The sequence below is a fragment of the Gemmatimonadales bacterium genome (assembly GCA_041390145.1).
Classification (GTDB): domain Bacteria; phylum Gemmatimonadota; class Gemmatimonadetes; order Gemmatimonadales; family GWC2-71-9; genus SPDF01.
Genome location: JAWKQM010000011.1, coordinates 91,694 through 106,120, shown reverse-complemented (window position 1 = coordinate 106,120; position 14,427 = coordinate 91,694). Strand labels below are relative to the sequence as shown.

Sequence of the window (14,427 nt, the reverse complement as noted above, 5' to 3'; positions counted from 1 at the left end):
CAAATGTAGCCGAGAGGGCTCCAGCATTCAATCGGGCCGGGTGCCTTGTCGCCATGTCACGCGAGGGGACGAACGAAGGGAGCCCGGGAGCACAGGATGGACGTGGGGGAGGGGTCCGCCCCCCTTGCGCTTGTGCCCTGCCCCCCAATTTTGTAGTTTAAACCGTTCTGTTACATAGCGATGGGGGGCATCCCTCCGGACCATTCAGCCCGCCCGAGGTTTCGTGGCCACTCAGACCCTTCCGCACGTTGCGCTGTTCGACAAGTGCCGTGATTTCACCAAGGTCGACGAGATCAAGGCGGCCGGGCTCTATCCGTACTTCAAGCCCATTTCGGAGTCGGAAGACACCGTGGTGGTCATCGAAGGCGAAAAGCGGATCATGCTCGGGTCGAACAACTATCTCGGCCTGACGCACCACCCGAAAGTGCTCGAGGCCGCCTCCCGGGCCCTGCACCGCTACGGGTCCGGGTGCACCGGCAGCCGCTTCCTGAACGGCACCCTCGACCTGCATCAGCAACTCGAGGCCGCCCTCGCCGAGTTTGTCGGCAAGGAGGACTGTCTCGTCTTCTCGACCGGCTATAACGCGAACCTCGGCCTGATTTCCGCCCTCGTCGGCAAGGACGACGTCGTCTACCTCGACAAGCTCGACCACGCCTCCATTGTCGACGGCGCCAAGATGTCCTACGGGACCACCAGCCGCTTCAACCACGGCAATCTGGCCCAGCTCGACCGCAAGATGGCCCCCGACGCCGCCGCCGGCCGCGGGATGATGATCATCGTCGACGGCGTCTACTCCATGGAAGGCGATATCGCCGACGTGGCCGGACTGTCCGCGCTGGCGCGGAAGCACGGCGCCGCGCTCGCCATCGACGACGCCCACTCCCTCGGTGTCCTCGGCCCCAACGGCAACGGCACCGCCGCCCACTTCGGCATGTCCGACGAAGTCGACATCATCGCCGGCACCTTCTCCAAGTCGCTGGCCTCCATCGGCGGGTTCGTCGCCGCCAAGAGCAACGTCATCGAGTACCTGCGCCACCACTGCCGGCCGCTCATCTTCACCGCCTCGCTCCCGCCCGCCAACACCGCCGGGGTGCTCGCCGCCCTCCAGGTGATGCAGCAGGAGCCGGAGCGGCGCGAAGCGCTCTGGGCCAACACCCGGCGCCTGCAGGACGGCTTCCGCCACCTCGGCTTCGACATCGGGCCGACGGAGACCCCGATCGTGCCGGTGCTCATCGGCCCGCTCGACACGACGTTTCTCTTCTGGCGGAAGCTCTTCGACGCCGGCGTCTTCACCAATCCGGTGGCCCCGCCGGCCGTTCCGCCGGCCCAGTGCCGGCTACGGACCAGCCTCATGGCCACCCATACCTTTGATCAGATCGACTTCGCGCTCGAGGCCTTCGCGAAGATCGGTCGCGAGCTCGGCGTCATCTGAACGGAGCCCTCCAGGTCACGCCCGTCCGCACCGGCGCCGACCTCAACGCCTTTGTTGCCCTGCCCTACCGGCTGCACGCGGCGGACCCAAACTGGGTTCCGCCGCTCCGCATGGATGTCCGCACCCTCCTCGACCGCACCAAGAACCCCTATTTTGAACACGGTGAAGCGGAATACTTCCTCGCCAGGCGGGCAGGGGCCGTGGTCGGACGCATCACCGCCCAGAGCAACACGCTCCACAACGAGATCCACCTCGACAAGGTCGGCTTCTTCGGCTTCTTCGAGTGCGAGAACGACCAGGCCATCGCCGACGCCCTCTTCGACGCCGCCGCCGCCTGGCTCCGGGCCCGCGGGTTCGACACGATGCGGGGGCCCGCCTCCTTCTCCGTCAACGAAGAGTGCGGCCTCAAGGTGGACGGCTTCGACACGCCGCCCACCATCATGATGCCGCACAATCCGCCCTATTACGTGCAACTGGTGGAGCACGCCGGGTTCGAGAAGGCCAAGGACCTGCTGATCTACCAGGGCGGCGACCTCACCTTCCGCGCCTACAAGCCGGTGCACGAGCGGCTGACCCGGGCGGTGAGCATCATGCAGAGCCGGATGGGCGTCACGCTGCGACCCATCAACATGAAGCGGTTCCATGAAGAGATCGAGCTGATCAAGGTGCTCTACAACCGGTCCTGGGAAAAGAACTGGGGCTTTGTCCCGATGACCGACCACGAAATCGATCACCTGGCCAAGCAGTTCAAGCCGGTCATCGTGCCCGATCTCATCACCTTTGCGGAGAAGGACGGGGTGCCCGTCGGATTTTCGCTGGCCATCCCCGACTTCAACGTCATCTTCCGCAGCAACCGGCAGGGTCGCCTCACGCCGATGGTCGTCCTCCGGCTGCTCTGGGCGCTCAAGACGGAAAAACTCCGGCGCTGCCGGATTCCGCTCCTCGGCGTCGTGCCGGAGTTCCGCGGGCGCGGGCTCGACTCGGTGCTCTATCACGCCGTCTGGACCAAGGCGGCGGAGCACGGCATCTACTGGGGCGAAGGCGGCTGGATTCTCGAAGACAATCCCGCCATGAACCTGGGGCTCTCCAAGATGGGTTTCACGGTGTACCAGACGCTCCGGATGTACGACCGACCGCTGTGAAGGCGCTCGTCACCGGCGGCACCGGCTTCGTCGGCAGTCATCTCATCGACTCACTCCTGAAACGCGGCGACGAGGTCACCGCGCTGGTCCGCACCCCGGCCAAGGCCGCCGGGCTGGCCGACCGCGGCGTCCGGCTCGTTCGTGGCGACCTCAACGCCCTCGACGCCCTGCGCGAGGCCGCCGCGGGAGTGGATGTCATCTATCACGTGGCGGGGGTCGTGGCGGCACGCAACGACGCCGAGTTCCTTCAAGCCAACCGCGACGGCACCGCCAACCTCCTCGCCGCCGCCCGGGAGTCCGGCTCCCCTCGCTTCGTCCTCGTCTCCAGCATGGCCGCCGCGGGCCCCGCCGCCCGCGGAGTCCCGCTCGTCGGCGGCGAACCGCCCCGGCCGGTCACCGCCTACGGCCGCAGCAAGCTGGCCGGTGAGGCGGTCGTGCGGTCCGGCCCCCTGCCCTGGGTCATCCTCCGGCCACCGATGGTGTATGGGCCGCGCGATGTCGAGGTGCTCAAGCTGTTCAAGATGGCCAAGTGGGGAATCGCGCCGGTGTTCGGGAAGGGCGACCAGGAACTGTCCGCCATTTTCGGCCCCGACCTCGCCGAGGCGCTGATCGCGGCGGGCACCAGCGCCAACACCATTGGCAAGACCTACCTGCCCTGCCATCCCGAGGTATTTACCTCCGGGGCCTTTGCACGACAGATCGGCACGGCCGTGGGTCGGGATGTCCTGGTGCTTTCGGTGCCCGAAGTGATCGGTCGTGGGCTGCTGGCCGCCATCGGCGGCGCCGCCAAGCTGACCGGCACGGCGAGCGTCCTCTCCTCCGAGAAGGCGGATGAGTTCTTCGAGGCGGCATGGACTGGAAGCCCGGCCGAGTTGATGGCCGACACCGGATGGCAGCCCGGCACCGATATCGCCAAGGGGCTCGCGGAGACCATGGCGTGGTATCGCACGGAGAAATGGATCTGATGCGCACACTGGACAAGGTGATTCTCGGGTACGTCGCGATCGTCTCCGCCCTGGCCCTGGCCCGGGCACCGGAGAGCCCCGGCTGCTGGTGGCTGCTGGGGGCCCACGCCCTGGTCGTGGTGCTGATCCTGCTGGTGACCCGCCCCGGGCTTGGACCGGTGGGCCGGGTGGTCCGGGAGGTCTACCCCGTCATCCTCCTGATTCTCTTCTACAGCGAAATCGACATCCTGAACGCCGGCGGCATCACCATCCACGACGCCACGGTGCAGGGGTGGGAGCTGGCCATCTTCGGCGAGCAGGTGAGCCAGACCCTCTGGCGGGACCACTTTCCGAGCACCATCGCCTCGACCATCCTGCACGCCTCCTATTGGAGCTACTATCTCCTTCTGCTCCTGCCCGTCGCCTATTTCGCGCTGCGACGGGACTGGTTCTCGCTTCGACGCTCGATGTACGTGGTCATCCTGACGCTGCTCGCCTGCTACCTCGTCTTCCTGACCTGGCCGGTGGTCGGTCCGTACTACGAGTTCCCGCGGCCCGACGCCTGGTTCCTGGACAACGGGCCGGCCCGATTGGTGTACGCGATGCTCGCCTCGGGGAGTTCCTACGGCGCGGCGTTCCCGTCGTCACATGTGGCTGCCACCATCGCGGCGACTTCCGGGGCGTGGCGCGGCGACCGGCGGCTCGGCCTCGCCATGCTCGTCCCGGCGCTCCTGCTCATTGTCTCGGTGGTGTATTGCCAGATGCATTACGGCGTTGATGCCCTGACGGGCATCGCGGTGGGCATGGTGGCGTGGTGGGCGGGGGGTAAGTACAAGGAATAGGCGGGGCAGCGGGGCCGAAGTTCAATTTCAGACTGCATACAACGAGGGGCAACCAGTCACTGGTTGCCCCTCGTGGTGACCGCCGTGAAGCCTTGGCGAAGACTCAGTCTTCGACGGTGATCATCCCCTTCATCCCCATCGCGAGGTGCGGCAGGCAGTAGAACTTGTAGTCGCCCTCGGGTGCGCCGGCGAACGAGATCGTGTAGACCGCGTCCGGCACGACAAGCATGGTGCCCGAGAGGGGCTGCATCTGGTCGGGCATGTTCGCGCCGAGCACCGCCGCCGCGCCGGCCGGGATGCTGTCAGCCCAGAAGGCGACGTTGTGCGGGCCACCGCTGACGTTATGGAAGTTCACGACGTCGCCGGGCTTGATGGTCAAGGTGCTCGGCACGAAGTGATAGGTCGTGCCATCGAATTCCATGTTGACGTCATAGGTGGTGCCAGTCGGGGCGGGAGCCGCCGCGGGCGCCGCTTCGGCCGCCGGGGTCGCCGCTGGCGCCTGCTCCGGGGCCTTGTTCTCGCCACCACACGCGGCCACCAAAATGGCCAAACCTGCAACCAAGCTGATCTTCTGCATCGCTGCCAAACCTCCGAAGAGCTGATGAATTGTCCCGCCCGCACATCTCCGCCCGGCCCACGTGCACAAGTGCGGATCCCCTTGTGAACGAAGGCGCAAAGATAACCGACGCCCCCCCCGCCACGCGAGTCTCCCCCGGTGCGGCTATCATTCTCGGCTGAACCATCGGCGATCACTCAATCCGGACCCCCATGCCCACACCGCCCCCCTGCAAGTCGCTCGGCCGTCAGTGCCGGTACCTCGATGTCACCCTCCGGATCGGCCAGCTGGAAGACGGACCCGAGTCGCTCGACCACGAGGCCACCTGGCTCCTGGGCCACACCGACCGGATGGACTTCGGCCGCCTGTATGTCCGGAAGGGGGAGTTGCTGGTCGACACCAGGTTGCACGTGCCCTGCAAGCACTTCAAGGAGGGCGACGGTCGGGCCAAGTGCCGGGCCCATGGGTTTGCCGGCCCAGCCCCTGCCCGCCCCCGGCGCCCCGACCAACCGAGACAGCTGGGCGGCAACCGGTTCCGGCTCGTGGACCAGCGGCGCCTCGTGGCCCGTCCGGCGGTGGACGTCAAGGCAGGGCTTCCTGTCCTGGGGACAAACCCATGCCTGGGCGCCCCGTGCAAGACCGCCGAGCACACGCGGGGCGCGGCCTGCTGCAGGGACCTGCAGGTCGAGATCATGTGCACCCGTGAGGAGACCCGCCTCGAGGCGCTGGTCAGGGCGAGACAGTCCCCGTACCTCTGCAAGACCGACCGCGACGAGGAGGACTCGATCGAATCCGAGATGATCTCAGCCTGCGGCTACCTCGGCGAGGACGGCGTGGCCTGCACCCTCCACGGGCGGCTCCGCGAAGACGGCCGCCCTGCCAAGCCCGACCTCTGCAGCACCTGGCCGGAGGGGGGCGACCTCTTCCATCCGGGCTGCGTGTTCAAGAAATAGACGGGGCGGTGTGCACCGGCGCCCCCCACAAGCGTCTCCTACCCAGATGGCATTTCGGCCCGAGAGTACCATATTTGAGATGGACGTGCAGCCGTACTTCCCAGTCCCAAAGGCCCTGCGTGCGCGACGAACTCGAAACCCTCTACCTGACGACCTACGCCGCGGTGGTGCGGTTCCTGTACCGCAAGGTGTGGGACGCCGACCGGGCGGAGGACCTGGCACAGGAGGTGTTCGTCCGGGCCATGCGGCATCGGCCGGAGAAGCCGCGGGCGTGGGTCTTTGCCGTGGCGGCCAACCTGGCGCGCGACGAGGCCCGGTCGGCCATCCGGCGGAGGAAGCACCTGACGCTGCTGACCAACGAGCCGACGCAGCGGCACCAGGTCGAGCCGGAGGGGGAAGAGAACGTCGAGCACGATGAGAAGATGGAAAAGGTCCGGGAGGCCCTGGCGGAACTTTCCCAGCGCGACCGGGACGTCCTCCTCCTCTGGGACGCCGGCCTCAGCTATCCGGAAATTGCCGAACAATCAGGACTTGCCGTCGGCGCCGTCGGGACCACGCTGGCCCGTGCCCGAAAGCGCCTCATCGAAGCCCATGACCGTATGGAAGTCGAACGGAAACGGAACCATGCCGCGCACTCCTGAACCCCTGCGCCACATTCCCGAAGACGAACTGCACGCATACCTGGACCAGGCGCTGAGCCGGTCGCAGTGCGTGGAGATCGAGCACCATCTTGCCGGTTGCCCAGGCTGCCGGGCCGAACGCGACGCGATTGCCGCCCTCCGCGACCGCACCACGGCCCTCCTGGTCACCGCGGCCCCCCGCCGGATCCGGCCACGGCCGTACGCCGAACTCTCCCCCACCTTCCACCAGGCGCCTTCGCTCCGGAGCCGGCGACTGCACAACGCCGCCTGGGCTGCCAGCGTGGTGGCCGCGCTCGGACTCGGCTGGGGGATGAACCATTGGTTCGAGTCGGGCGTCCCGGCCGACCCGATCGCCTCGAACATCGTCCCCCCGGCCCAGGGCAATCCCGTCACCACCGTGACACCGGCCGGCAACTCCATGGAAGTGGAGTCGCCCGCACCGGAGGCGCTCGCAACCCGCACCGAAGCCACCCCGCGTCGTCGAACCTCCCCGCCCTCGCCCCCCGCCGCATCACCGGCCCAGCCCGAAGCCCTCCCCGTGGCGCAGATCGACCCGCCACGGCCCCCGGGCACGTCGCTGTCGTCACTCGGCGGCACCTCGGCGGACAAGGAGCCGGTGCTGACGGGCGTCTGGCGGACGGTCTCCTTTGCCAACGACCAGTCCGAGCGCGACGATTGGGTCCCGAGGGTGGAGGGGGTCCCCGTCGTCCAGGTGAAGCAGCAGCAGGCCCCGCAGGGAGGCCGGCCGATCACGCTGGTCACGCAGCTCCTCGCCAACGGCGAGGTGATCAGCACCGTCGAGGGCCCCGCCCCCGAGGTGGCCGCGCTCCTGTCCCAGCAATCCGGTCAGAGCGCCAGCGCCGAGTTGCAGGACATGGAGATCGCCTCGCCGCCGCTGCCGCTGGACGGCTCCACGCCAGCAGCCCCCGCCAGGAGCGCCCCGCGAACCCTCGCCATCTTCGGCAGCGCCCCATCGGACTCCCTGAAGGCGTTCATGTTGAGGGTGAAGTAAGGCGTTCATGTTGAGGGTGAAGTAAGGCGGCAGGGCGGCAGGGCGGCAGGGCGGCAGGGCGAAGATAGAAACGGAGGGCTCCCGATTGGGAGCCCTCCGTTTTCTTTCGACTACTCCGCTGCCTTCCTGCCCTACTGCCCTGCCTCGGGCGAAGGCAGGAAGTCCTTCGCGGATTCGTCATGGTCGTAATGATCTTCGGTCGCGTGATGGCGTTCGGCCGAGACGGTGATTTCCGCCAGTCGCGGCGACACCATCGGGAAGCGGCGGGCAAAGAGACCATAGGTCAGGAAGAAGAGCCCCGCCATCAGCAGCGTCGGGCCAAGCTCCGGAAGGCCGAAGGTCGGGCCGTCGAGCTCGGTCACCGACGGCATCACCATCAGGTACCGCTCCAGCCAGAGCGCCACCAGGGAGACGGTGGCGAAAAGAGCCATCGTGCCGGGGAACTTCTTCGGCGCCACGCCGAGGAGGCCGATGAAGGGAATGATGAACATCCCAAGGAACACCGCGCGGCCGATCGGGAGCCAGGAGCCCCAGAGTCGCGCAAAGACGAAGCCGGTCTCCTCGGGGAGGTTGCCGTACCAGATGACGAGGAACTGGGCGAACATGAGGTAGGCCCAGAACACGGTCAACCCGAAGCAGAGCTTTCCGAGGTCGTGCCGCTGCTTCGGCGAAATCAGGCTCCAGACGCCGGTCTGGGTGCCGGCGTACATGACCATGATGGCCAGCAGCATGTGGGCGCCGAGGAACGAGCCCATGAAGTAGAAGCCGCCGAGCAGGTTGGAAAACCAGTGCGGCTGGAGCGCCATGATGCCGTCGAAGGCCACCAGGGTGAAGACCAGGGAGTAGGTGGCGGCGAAGAGCGGCGCCAGGCGCGCCAGGCGCGCCTCGTTGGCGGCGCGCCCCGCCTCGCTGTTGTCGAAGCCGGCCAGCATCCGATCGTAGCGGGCCCGGCGCGCGCCGTCGGCCTGGTCGAGCGTGTCGGCGACGTCGGGCAGGAGGTCGGCGCGGATCAGCTGCCACCCGAGATAATAGAGCGCGGAGAGTCCCACCAGGAGCCGGCCGAACATCCACGGCTTCGACAGCCAGAGCGCCTTCCCGTGGGCCATCGAGTGCAGCTGCTCCTGCATCGGCCCGTAGATGTGGTCATAGCCGACGGTGAAGATCAGCACCAACCCGAGAAGCGAGATCGGGAAGAAGGCCACCGCCGCCTCGGCAAACCGCAGCACGACGCCGGACCACCGGGCCTTGACGATCTTGTGCACCGCCGCGACGGCCACCGATCCGCCGGCGAGGCCGGTGAAGTAGAGCCAGTTCACATGGAAGAGCTGCCAGGCCCGATCCGCCTGGCCGCCGGTGAGCGACATGGCGAAGAGCGCGGCGCCGGCGAGCGCGAGGATCCCGCCGCCGAGGACGAGGAGCTGGAACCGGCCGCCGAGGGCGGACCCGGAAAGGTGAACGCGAAGCTTGGCGTCGCTCATCACTGACCTCCCGCCGGCTGGACCGCCGCGGCCTGCAGCTGACGCACGTAATTGACGACCTGCCAGCGATCATCCTGCTCGGTGATCTTGTCGCCGTACTTGCCCATGATGCCACGGCCATACCGGATGATGCTGTAGATGTAGCCATCGCTGTACCCGATGGCCCGCGGCGTCAGGAGGGATGGTGCGGCCACCTTGGGGCCGACTGGGCCATCCCCCGCGCCGGCCACACCGTGACAGACGGTGCAGAAGGTGTGGAAGAGGGTGTCGCCGCGGGCGGTGGGCACCCCGTCGGTCGGGTTCACGAGCTTGTCGGCGGTCGTGGTGTTGGCGACGGCCCATTCCGCCGACCAGTCCACCTCGCCCCCGGTGATCGGCACCGTGCCGGGGGGGGTGTTCCGCGGGATGCCGATACGGGAGTAGGGCCAGACGGCGCGTGACGCGATCATGTGGTCGAACCACGGCACCTGCGCCAGGAGATTGTCGGGCGAGGGCACGTCGTTGTACCAGCTGCTGCAGCCGGCGGTGACCGTGGCCAGGAGCACCAGCGCGAAGGCCGGATGCGCGCTACGACGCATGCGTCACCTCCACCGAACCGGCGCGCTTGAGCAGGGACTCGACCGCCGCGGCCTGCTCGGCGCGGCAGGGCACGAACACGCCGATCTGGTCATCGGAAAACTTCTCGCTGTAGGGAATCCGCTTGCGGGCGTTCACCGCCGACATGATGATGACGCCGGCCACGGTGCTGAGGGCGCCGAGGAGGATCATCAGCTCGAACCCGAGCACGACATACGGGGGCACCGTGGCGATTGGCTTGCCGCCGACCAGCAGGGGCCAGTTGTTGGACATCCAGAAGGTCATCGCGAAACCGGCCGCACAGCCCGTCGCGCCACCGATCAGCGTGAACAGGCGCACCGGGCTCACCGGGTGATCGAGCACTTCCTCGATCTCGTGGTTGGGGGCCGGCGTATACACGGTCAGGTCCTTGTGCCCCTGCGCCTGCAGGGCGCGGATCGCATCGGTCGCGGCGTCGACGTGGATGAAGCTGGCGAGGACGCCCGGCGTCATGGTCGCCATCAGTGGCCTCCCCGCTTCCGGGGGAACGGAATCGTTTCCTTGATTTCCTGGATCGCCACGATCGGGAAGGTGCGGGCGAAGAGCAGGAAGTACATCCCGAACCAGCCGAACGAGCCGGCCAGGATGCCCCAGTCGGCCCAGGTCGGGTTCAGCTGGCCCCACGCCCACGGCTCGTAGTCGTTGCTGAGCGACGAGACGATGATGACGTACCGCTCGAACCACATGCCGATGTTGATGAAGATCGAGATGACGAAGAGCGCCGTCAGGTTGGTCCGGATCTTCTTGAACCAGAGCAACTGCGACACGAAGGCGTTGCAGATGATCATGGTCCACCCACCCCACCACATCGGTCCGAACGCCCGGCGCCAGAAGGTGACCTGTTCGAACGGGCTGCCGCTGTACCACGCCACGAAATATTCCATCGCGTAGGCGTAGAACAGGATCGAGCCGACGAAGAGCGTGAGCTTGGCCAGGTTGTCGAAGTGGTAGTCGACGATCATGTGCTCCACGCGGAGCATCTTCCGGAGCGGAATCAGCAGGGTGAACACCATGCCGATGCCGGAGTAGATGGCGCCGGCCACGAAGTACGGCGCGAAGATCGTCCCGTGCCAGCCCGGGATGATCGACATGGCGAAGTCCCAGGACACCACGGAGTGCACCGAGAGCACCAGCGGCGTGGCCAGGGCGGCCAGGTAGAGGTACCCGCGGGTGTAGTGCCGCCACTGGTTGTCACTGCCGGTCCAGCCGAGCGAGCAGGCGCTGTACAGCTTCTTGCGCCAGCCGGACACCTGGTCGCGCACCGCCGCGATGTCGGGCACCAGCCCGACGATCAGGAAGGTCGTGGAGACCGTCAGGTAGGTGGAAATGGCGAAGACGTCCCAGAGCAGCGGCGACTTGAAGTTGGGCCAGAGGTAGCGCTGGTTCGGGTACGGGAGCAGCCAGTAGAAGATCCACTGCCGGCCGATGTGGATGATCGGGAAGAGGCCCGCCGTCATGACCGCGAACACCGTCATCGCTTCCGTGGCGCGGTACACCGCCGTCCGCCACTGCGAGCGGAAGAGGAAGAGGATGGCGGAAATCAGCGTGCCGGCGTGCCCGATGCCCACCCAGAACACGAAGGTGGTGATGTAGGTGGACCACATGACCGGGGGGCTATACCCCGCCAGCCCGAGCCCGTCCTTGAGGAGCATGACAAAGGTGAACAAACCGACGAGGAAGAGGCCCACCGCGCCGGCCAGCATCATGACGTAGCCGCGGCTCGGCGTGCCAAGCGTGGCCACCACGTCGCGCGTGACCTCGGCGTGGGTCTGGGTCGGCGTATACGTGTGCGACATCGTTACGCCTCCACCCCGTTGAGGACCTTGGCCAGATAGGTGATGGACGGCCGCACGTTGGTCTCCTCAAAGACGTGGTACCCGCGCGGGTCGGCCGCGCTCAGCGCCACCCGGCTGGCCGGATCCATCCGGTCGCCAAAGATGATGGCGTCCGACGGGCAGGCCTGTGCGCAGGCGCTGGTCACGTCGCCGTCGCGGAGGGCGCGCTTGTCCAGCGCGGCGGCGTTCTGGGCGCCGCGAATCCGCTGCACGCAGAAGGTGCACTTTTCCATCACGCCCCGGGCGCGAACTGTCACGTCGGGGTTGAGCTGCAGGTTGAGCGGCTCCGGGAACGCCTTCTTGTTGTAGGCAAACCAGTTGAAGTACCGCACCTTGAAGGGACAGTTGTTGCTGCAGTAGCGGGTGCCGACGCAGCGGTTGTAGACCTGGCCGTTGAGGCCGTCCGGCGTGTGGTAGGCCGCGTACACCGGGCAGACCGGCTCGCACGGCGCGTTGGCGCAGTGCTGGCAGAGCATCGGGACGAACCGCGTCTCGAGCGGCTCCCCCTCGGCGCCCCCCTGGTAGTACCGTTCGATGCGCATCCAGCTCATCTCGCGGCCGCGCAGCACCTCCGACTCACCCACGGTCGGGATGTTGTTCTCCGCGTAGCAGGCGGTGACGCACGCCGAACAGCCGGTGCACTTGGACAGGTCGATGGTCATCCCCCACTGCGGATGGTCACCGACATAATTGCCCTTGAGGGTGGCTGCCTTCTGGGCCGCCGCGAACCCGGCGATCGCATCGAGCTCGCGCGGCGTGTTGATCTCGTGGGCCCCGCCCCCCGCCGCCTCGTGATGCGCCTCTTCCGGAGTCAGCCCCTTCGCCGCCGCCGCCAGCGGCATCGCCTCGGCGATGCCGCGGCCAAGCTGCCGGTTGTTGCCTTCCGTCTTGGCCACCTTCTGGTAGCGATTGGTCTTTTCCAGCGCGACGCGGGCGGAGACGTAGGGCACGAAGGGCGCGTCGCCCGGCGCCGCCAGCAGGTCGAGCGCGTTGACGCCCCGGCCGGTGGCGTACTCGCCGAAATTGGTGTGTCCGTAGCCCAGCGGGGCCGAGACCACGTCACGACGCACACCGGGGTAGAGGTACGCCGGCGCCTCGATGCTGCCCGACGCCGACACCAGGCGGACGATCTCGCCTTCGCGAATGTCGAGCTCGGCAGCCGTCTCGGGATGGATTTCCACCCAGGACTGCCAGGTGATCTTGGTGACCGGGTCGGGGTTCTCCAGCAGCCACGGCTTGTCGGCGCCACGGCCGTCGTAGAGCATCGGGGAGGCGGACGGCGCAAAGAGGAAATCCCCTTCGCCGGTGAACGAGGGCGAGGCGCCCGCCACCTGCTGCGCCCCGGACGCCAGGCGCACCGCCGTCGGTGCCGGCGCGGTGTCGTAGAGCCCGCCCTGTGCCAGCGTGTTCACCCACCAGCCGGGGAAATCAACGACCCCGCGGCTCCGGGCCACCGCCTGCCACTGCCCCTTCAGGTATTCGTCCCAGGACGCGGCCTGGAAACCGGCGAGCGGCCCGCTCGCCGCCTTGGCCACGCGCAGGAGCACTTCGCCCGCCGGCAGCGTGTCGAACACCGGCTCCATGACGGGCTGCATCAGCGACTGGATCCCGGCGCGGGGGCGGAGGTCGTCCCAGCGCTCGAGTGCGTGCGACTGCGGCAGGATGAGGTCGCACATCGCGGCCGTTTCATCGAGCACCAGCGCGGTCGAGACCTTGTACGGCACCTTGGCCATGGCGGCCGCGAAACCGGAGCTCTTCGGCAGCGCGTAGACCGGGTTCGCGTCGTGGACCAGCAGCACCGCGATCTGCCCCGCCTCCATCTCCTTCTGCAGCGCGGCAAGGGCGGCGTAGCCGTCGCCCGACTCGAGATCGGCGCCGAACCGAACCGTCTGGCCGACATTGCCGGCCACGTAGTTGAGGATGTTGACCGCGGCGCAGACCTGCGCGGCGCCGGCGTGCTGGCTGCCGATGCCGCCAGCCACCGCCAGGCTCGGCTCGGCCGACACGAACTCGCGGGCCAGGAGTTGAATCTGCTCCGCCGTGAGGCCGGTCTGCTGGGCCACCTGCTCGGGAGCGTACGCGGCGAGCATCCCGCGCAATCCCATCGCGTCGGACGGCGCGCTGCTCCGCTCCGCCAGGATCACCTGCGCCATGGAGAGCGCGATCGTCGCCTCGGCGCCCGGCACGATGGCAAACCACTCGTCGGCGTTCATCCCGGTCAGGGACATCCGCGGGGCGAGCGCCACGTGGCGGGACATCGTGCCGTCGTGATAGCCGTGCGAGGCGGCGAAGCCGCGCTGGTTCTCGACCGGCGCCAGCCAGGTCTCCAGGAAGTCCGCCCCGAACGAGAGGATGAACCGCGCGCTGGCGAAGTCGTATGCCGGGAGCGTATCGACGCCGAACACCTGGCGGTTGGCCGCCCGCATCGGCTCATGGTCGAAGGGCTGGTAGCGCACCACCTTGCCGCCGAGCGCCGCGGTCCACTCGGCGAGGAGATCGGAAAACGTCCCCCGCCCCGCCCCGGAGATGACGGCCACCTTGCCGCCCGCCGCGCTCGCCTTGGCGGCGAACTCGGCCACCGCGTCGGTCCACGGGATGTCGGACGCGCCGCCGTCGGCTTGCCGCCTCTGGGGTCCCCGGACGCGGTTCGGATTGTAGAGTGACTGCAACCCCGCCTGGCCCCGGGCGCAGAGCTTCCCGGCGTTGACCGGGTGCGCGGGGTTGCCCTCCAGCTTGATCGCGCGGGCCTCGCGGGTCTTCACATGCAACCCGCACCCGGCGGCGCACTCGGTGCAGGTGCTGGCGTAGAAGGTGGGGATGCCGGGCACCTGGTCCTCGGACTGCACCAGGTACGGAATCAGTTTCTGCACCCGGTCCGTGGAGCACCCGGTCAACGCCGCCGTGCCCGCCCCGGTCACGCCGAGCACGGTCAGGAAGCGCCGTCGGTCCATCCCGGTGTCTTGCGTCTCGTCCATTG

General features: G+C 67.8%; 13 protein-coding genes. 7 read left to right on the top strand and 6 right to left on the bottom strand.

Annotated features, from left to right (window positions below; translation table 11 throughout):
• Positions 1-223 precede the first annotated feature (223 nt).
• The 4 genes from R2910_10865 (at position 224) to R2910_10850 (ending at position 4,360) form a co-directional block, all read left to right on the top strand.
• The gene (locus R2910_10865; GenBank protein MEZ4413474.1) at positions 224-1,432 is read left to right on the top strand and encodes a pyridoxal phosphate-dependent aminotransferase family protein; all 1,209 of its coding nucleotides are present in this window, start codon (positions 224-226) and stop codon (positions 1,430-1,432) included.
• Between the two features lie 110 nt (positions 1,433-1,542).
• Complete coding sequence (locus tag R2910_10860) at positions 1,543-2,574, top strand: hypothetical protein (GenBank protein MEZ4413473.1); 1,032 nt, start codon at positions 1,543-1,545, stop codon at positions 2,572-2,574.
• Complete coding sequence (locus R2910_10855; GenBank protein ID MEZ4413472.1) at positions 2,571-3,539, top strand: NAD(P)-dependent oxidoreductase; 969 nt, start codon at positions 2,571-2,573, stop codon at positions 3,537-3,539. The genes R2910_10860 and R2910_10855 overlap by 4 nt, the downstream gene beginning before the upstream one ends.
• Positions 3,539-4,360 (top strand): phosphatase PAP2 family protein, encoded by an 822-nt coding sequence (locus tag R2910_10850; GenBank protein MEZ4413471.1) that lies wholly within the window; start codon positions 3,539-3,541, stop codon positions 4,358-4,360. The genes R2910_10855 and R2910_10850 overlap by 1 nt, the downstream gene beginning before the upstream one ends.
• A gap of 103 nt (positions 4,361-4,463) precedes the next feature.
• Here R2910_10850 and R2910_10845 read toward each other — a convergent pair whose 3' ends face one another.
• A complete protein-coding gene (locus tag R2910_10845) occupies positions 4,464-4,937 on the bottom strand; it encodes a plastocyanin/azurin family copper-binding protein (GenBank protein ID MEZ4413470.1) in 474 nt (157 codons plus the stop codon).
• Between the two features lie 191 nt (positions 4,938-5,128).
• Here R2910_10845 and R2910_10840 point away from each other — a divergent pair, with 191 nt between their 5' ends.
• From R2910_10840 to R2910_10830, 3 genes are all read left to right on the top strand, one after another.
• Positions 5,129-5,869 carry a hypothetical protein gene (locus R2910_10840; GenBank protein MEZ4413469.1) on the top strand — a complete coding sequence of 247 codons (741 nt, stop codon included), beginning with the start codon at positions 5,129-5,131 and terminating at the stop codon, positions 5,867-5,869.
• 119 nt (positions 5,870-5,988) lie between these two features.
• The gene (locus R2910_10835) at positions 5,989-6,510 is read left to right on the top strand and encodes a sigma-70 family RNA polymerase sigma factor (GenBank protein ID MEZ4413468.1); all 522 of its coding nucleotides are present in this window, start codon (positions 5,989-5,991) and stop codon (positions 6,508-6,510) included.
• Positions 6,494-7,522 carry an anti-sigma factor gene (locus tag R2910_10830; GenBank protein MEZ4413467.1) on the top strand — a complete coding sequence of 343 codons (1,029 nt, stop codon included), beginning with the start codon at positions 6,494-6,496 and terminating at the stop codon, positions 7,520-7,522. The genes R2910_10835 and R2910_10830 overlap by 17 nt, the downstream gene beginning before the upstream one ends.
• Positions 7,523-7,653: 131 nt before the next feature.
• Here the strand turns inward: R2910_10830 and R2910_10825 are convergent, their stop codons facing one another.
• From R2910_10825 to R2910_10805, 5 genes are read right to left on the bottom strand one after another with little or no spacing between them, the layout of a single operon-like run.
• On the bottom strand, positions 7,654-9,000 hold the full coding sequence (locus R2910_10825; GenBank protein ID MEZ4413466.1) for a hypothetical protein: 1,347 nt from the start codon (positions 8,998-9,000) through the stop codon (positions 7,654-7,656).
• Positions 9,000-9,578: a cytochrome c gene (locus tag R2910_10820; GenBank protein ID MEZ4413465.1), complete on the bottom strand. Its 579-nt coding sequence runs from the start codon at positions 9,576-9,578 to the stop codon at positions 9,000-9,002. The genes R2910_10825 and R2910_10820 overlap by 1 nt, the downstream gene beginning before the upstream one ends.
• The gene (locus R2910_10815) at positions 9,568-10,077 is read right to left on the bottom strand and encodes a DUF3341 domain-containing protein (GenBank protein ID MEZ4413464.1); all 510 of its coding nucleotides are present in this window, start codon (positions 10,075-10,077) and stop codon (positions 9,568-9,570) included. The genes R2910_10820 and R2910_10815 overlap by 11 nt, the downstream gene beginning before the upstream one ends.
• On the bottom strand, positions 10,077-11,411 hold the full coding sequence (gene nrfD, locus R2910_10810; protein ID MEZ4413463.1) for an NrfD/PsrC family molybdoenzyme membrane anchor subunit: 1,335 nt from the start codon (positions 11,409-11,411) through the stop codon (positions 10,077-10,079). The genes R2910_10815 and nrfD overlap by 1 nt, the downstream gene beginning before the upstream one ends.
• Positions 11,412-11,413: 2 nt before the next feature.
• Complete coding sequence (locus tag R2910_10805) at positions 11,414-14,425, bottom strand: 4Fe-4S dicluster domain-containing protein (GenBank protein MEZ4413462.1); 3,012 nt, start codon at positions 14,423-14,425, stop codon at positions 11,414-11,416.
• Between the last annotated feature and the right edge of the window lie 2 nt (positions 14,426-14,427).

Coding starts and splice junctions, on each gene's coding strand:
- R2910_10815 (MEZ4413464.1), bottom strand. CDS start 10,077: ATGGCGACCATGACGCCGGGCGTCCTCGCCAGCTTCATCCACGTCGAC.
- R2910_10825 (MEZ4413466.1), bottom strand. CDS start 9,000: ATGAGCGACGCCAAGCTTCGCGTTCACCTTTCCGGGTCCGCCCTCGGC.
- R2910_10845 (MEZ4413470.1), bottom strand. CDS start 4,937: ATGCAGAAGATCAGCTTGGTTGCAGGTTTGGCCATTTTGGTGGCCGCG.
- nrfD (MEZ4413463.1), bottom strand. CDS start 11,411: ATGTCGCACACGTATACGCCGACCCAGACCCACGCCGAGGTCACGCGC.
- R2910_10850 (MEZ4413471.1), top strand. CDS start 3,539: ATGCGCACACTGGACAAGGTGATTCTCGGGTACGTCGCGATCGTCTCC.
- R2910_10830 (MEZ4413467.1), top strand. CDS start 6,494: ATGCCGCGCACTCCTGAACCCCTGCGCCACATTCCCGAAGACGAACTG.
- R2910_10860 (MEZ4413473.1), top strand. CDS start 1,543: ATGGATGTCCGCACCCTCCTCGACCGCACCAAGAACCCCTATTTTGAA.
- R2910_10805 (MEZ4413462.1), bottom strand. CDS start 14,425: ATGGACGAGACGCAAGACACCGGGATGGACCGACGGCGCTTCCTGACC.
- R2910_10840 (MEZ4413469.1), top strand. CDS start 5,129: ATGCCCACACCGCCCCCCTGCAAGTCGCTCGGCCGTCAGTGCCGGTAC.
- R2910_10820 (MEZ4413465.1), bottom strand. CDS start 9,578: ATGCGTCGTAGCGCGCATCCGGCCTTCGCGCTGGTGCTCCTGGCCACG.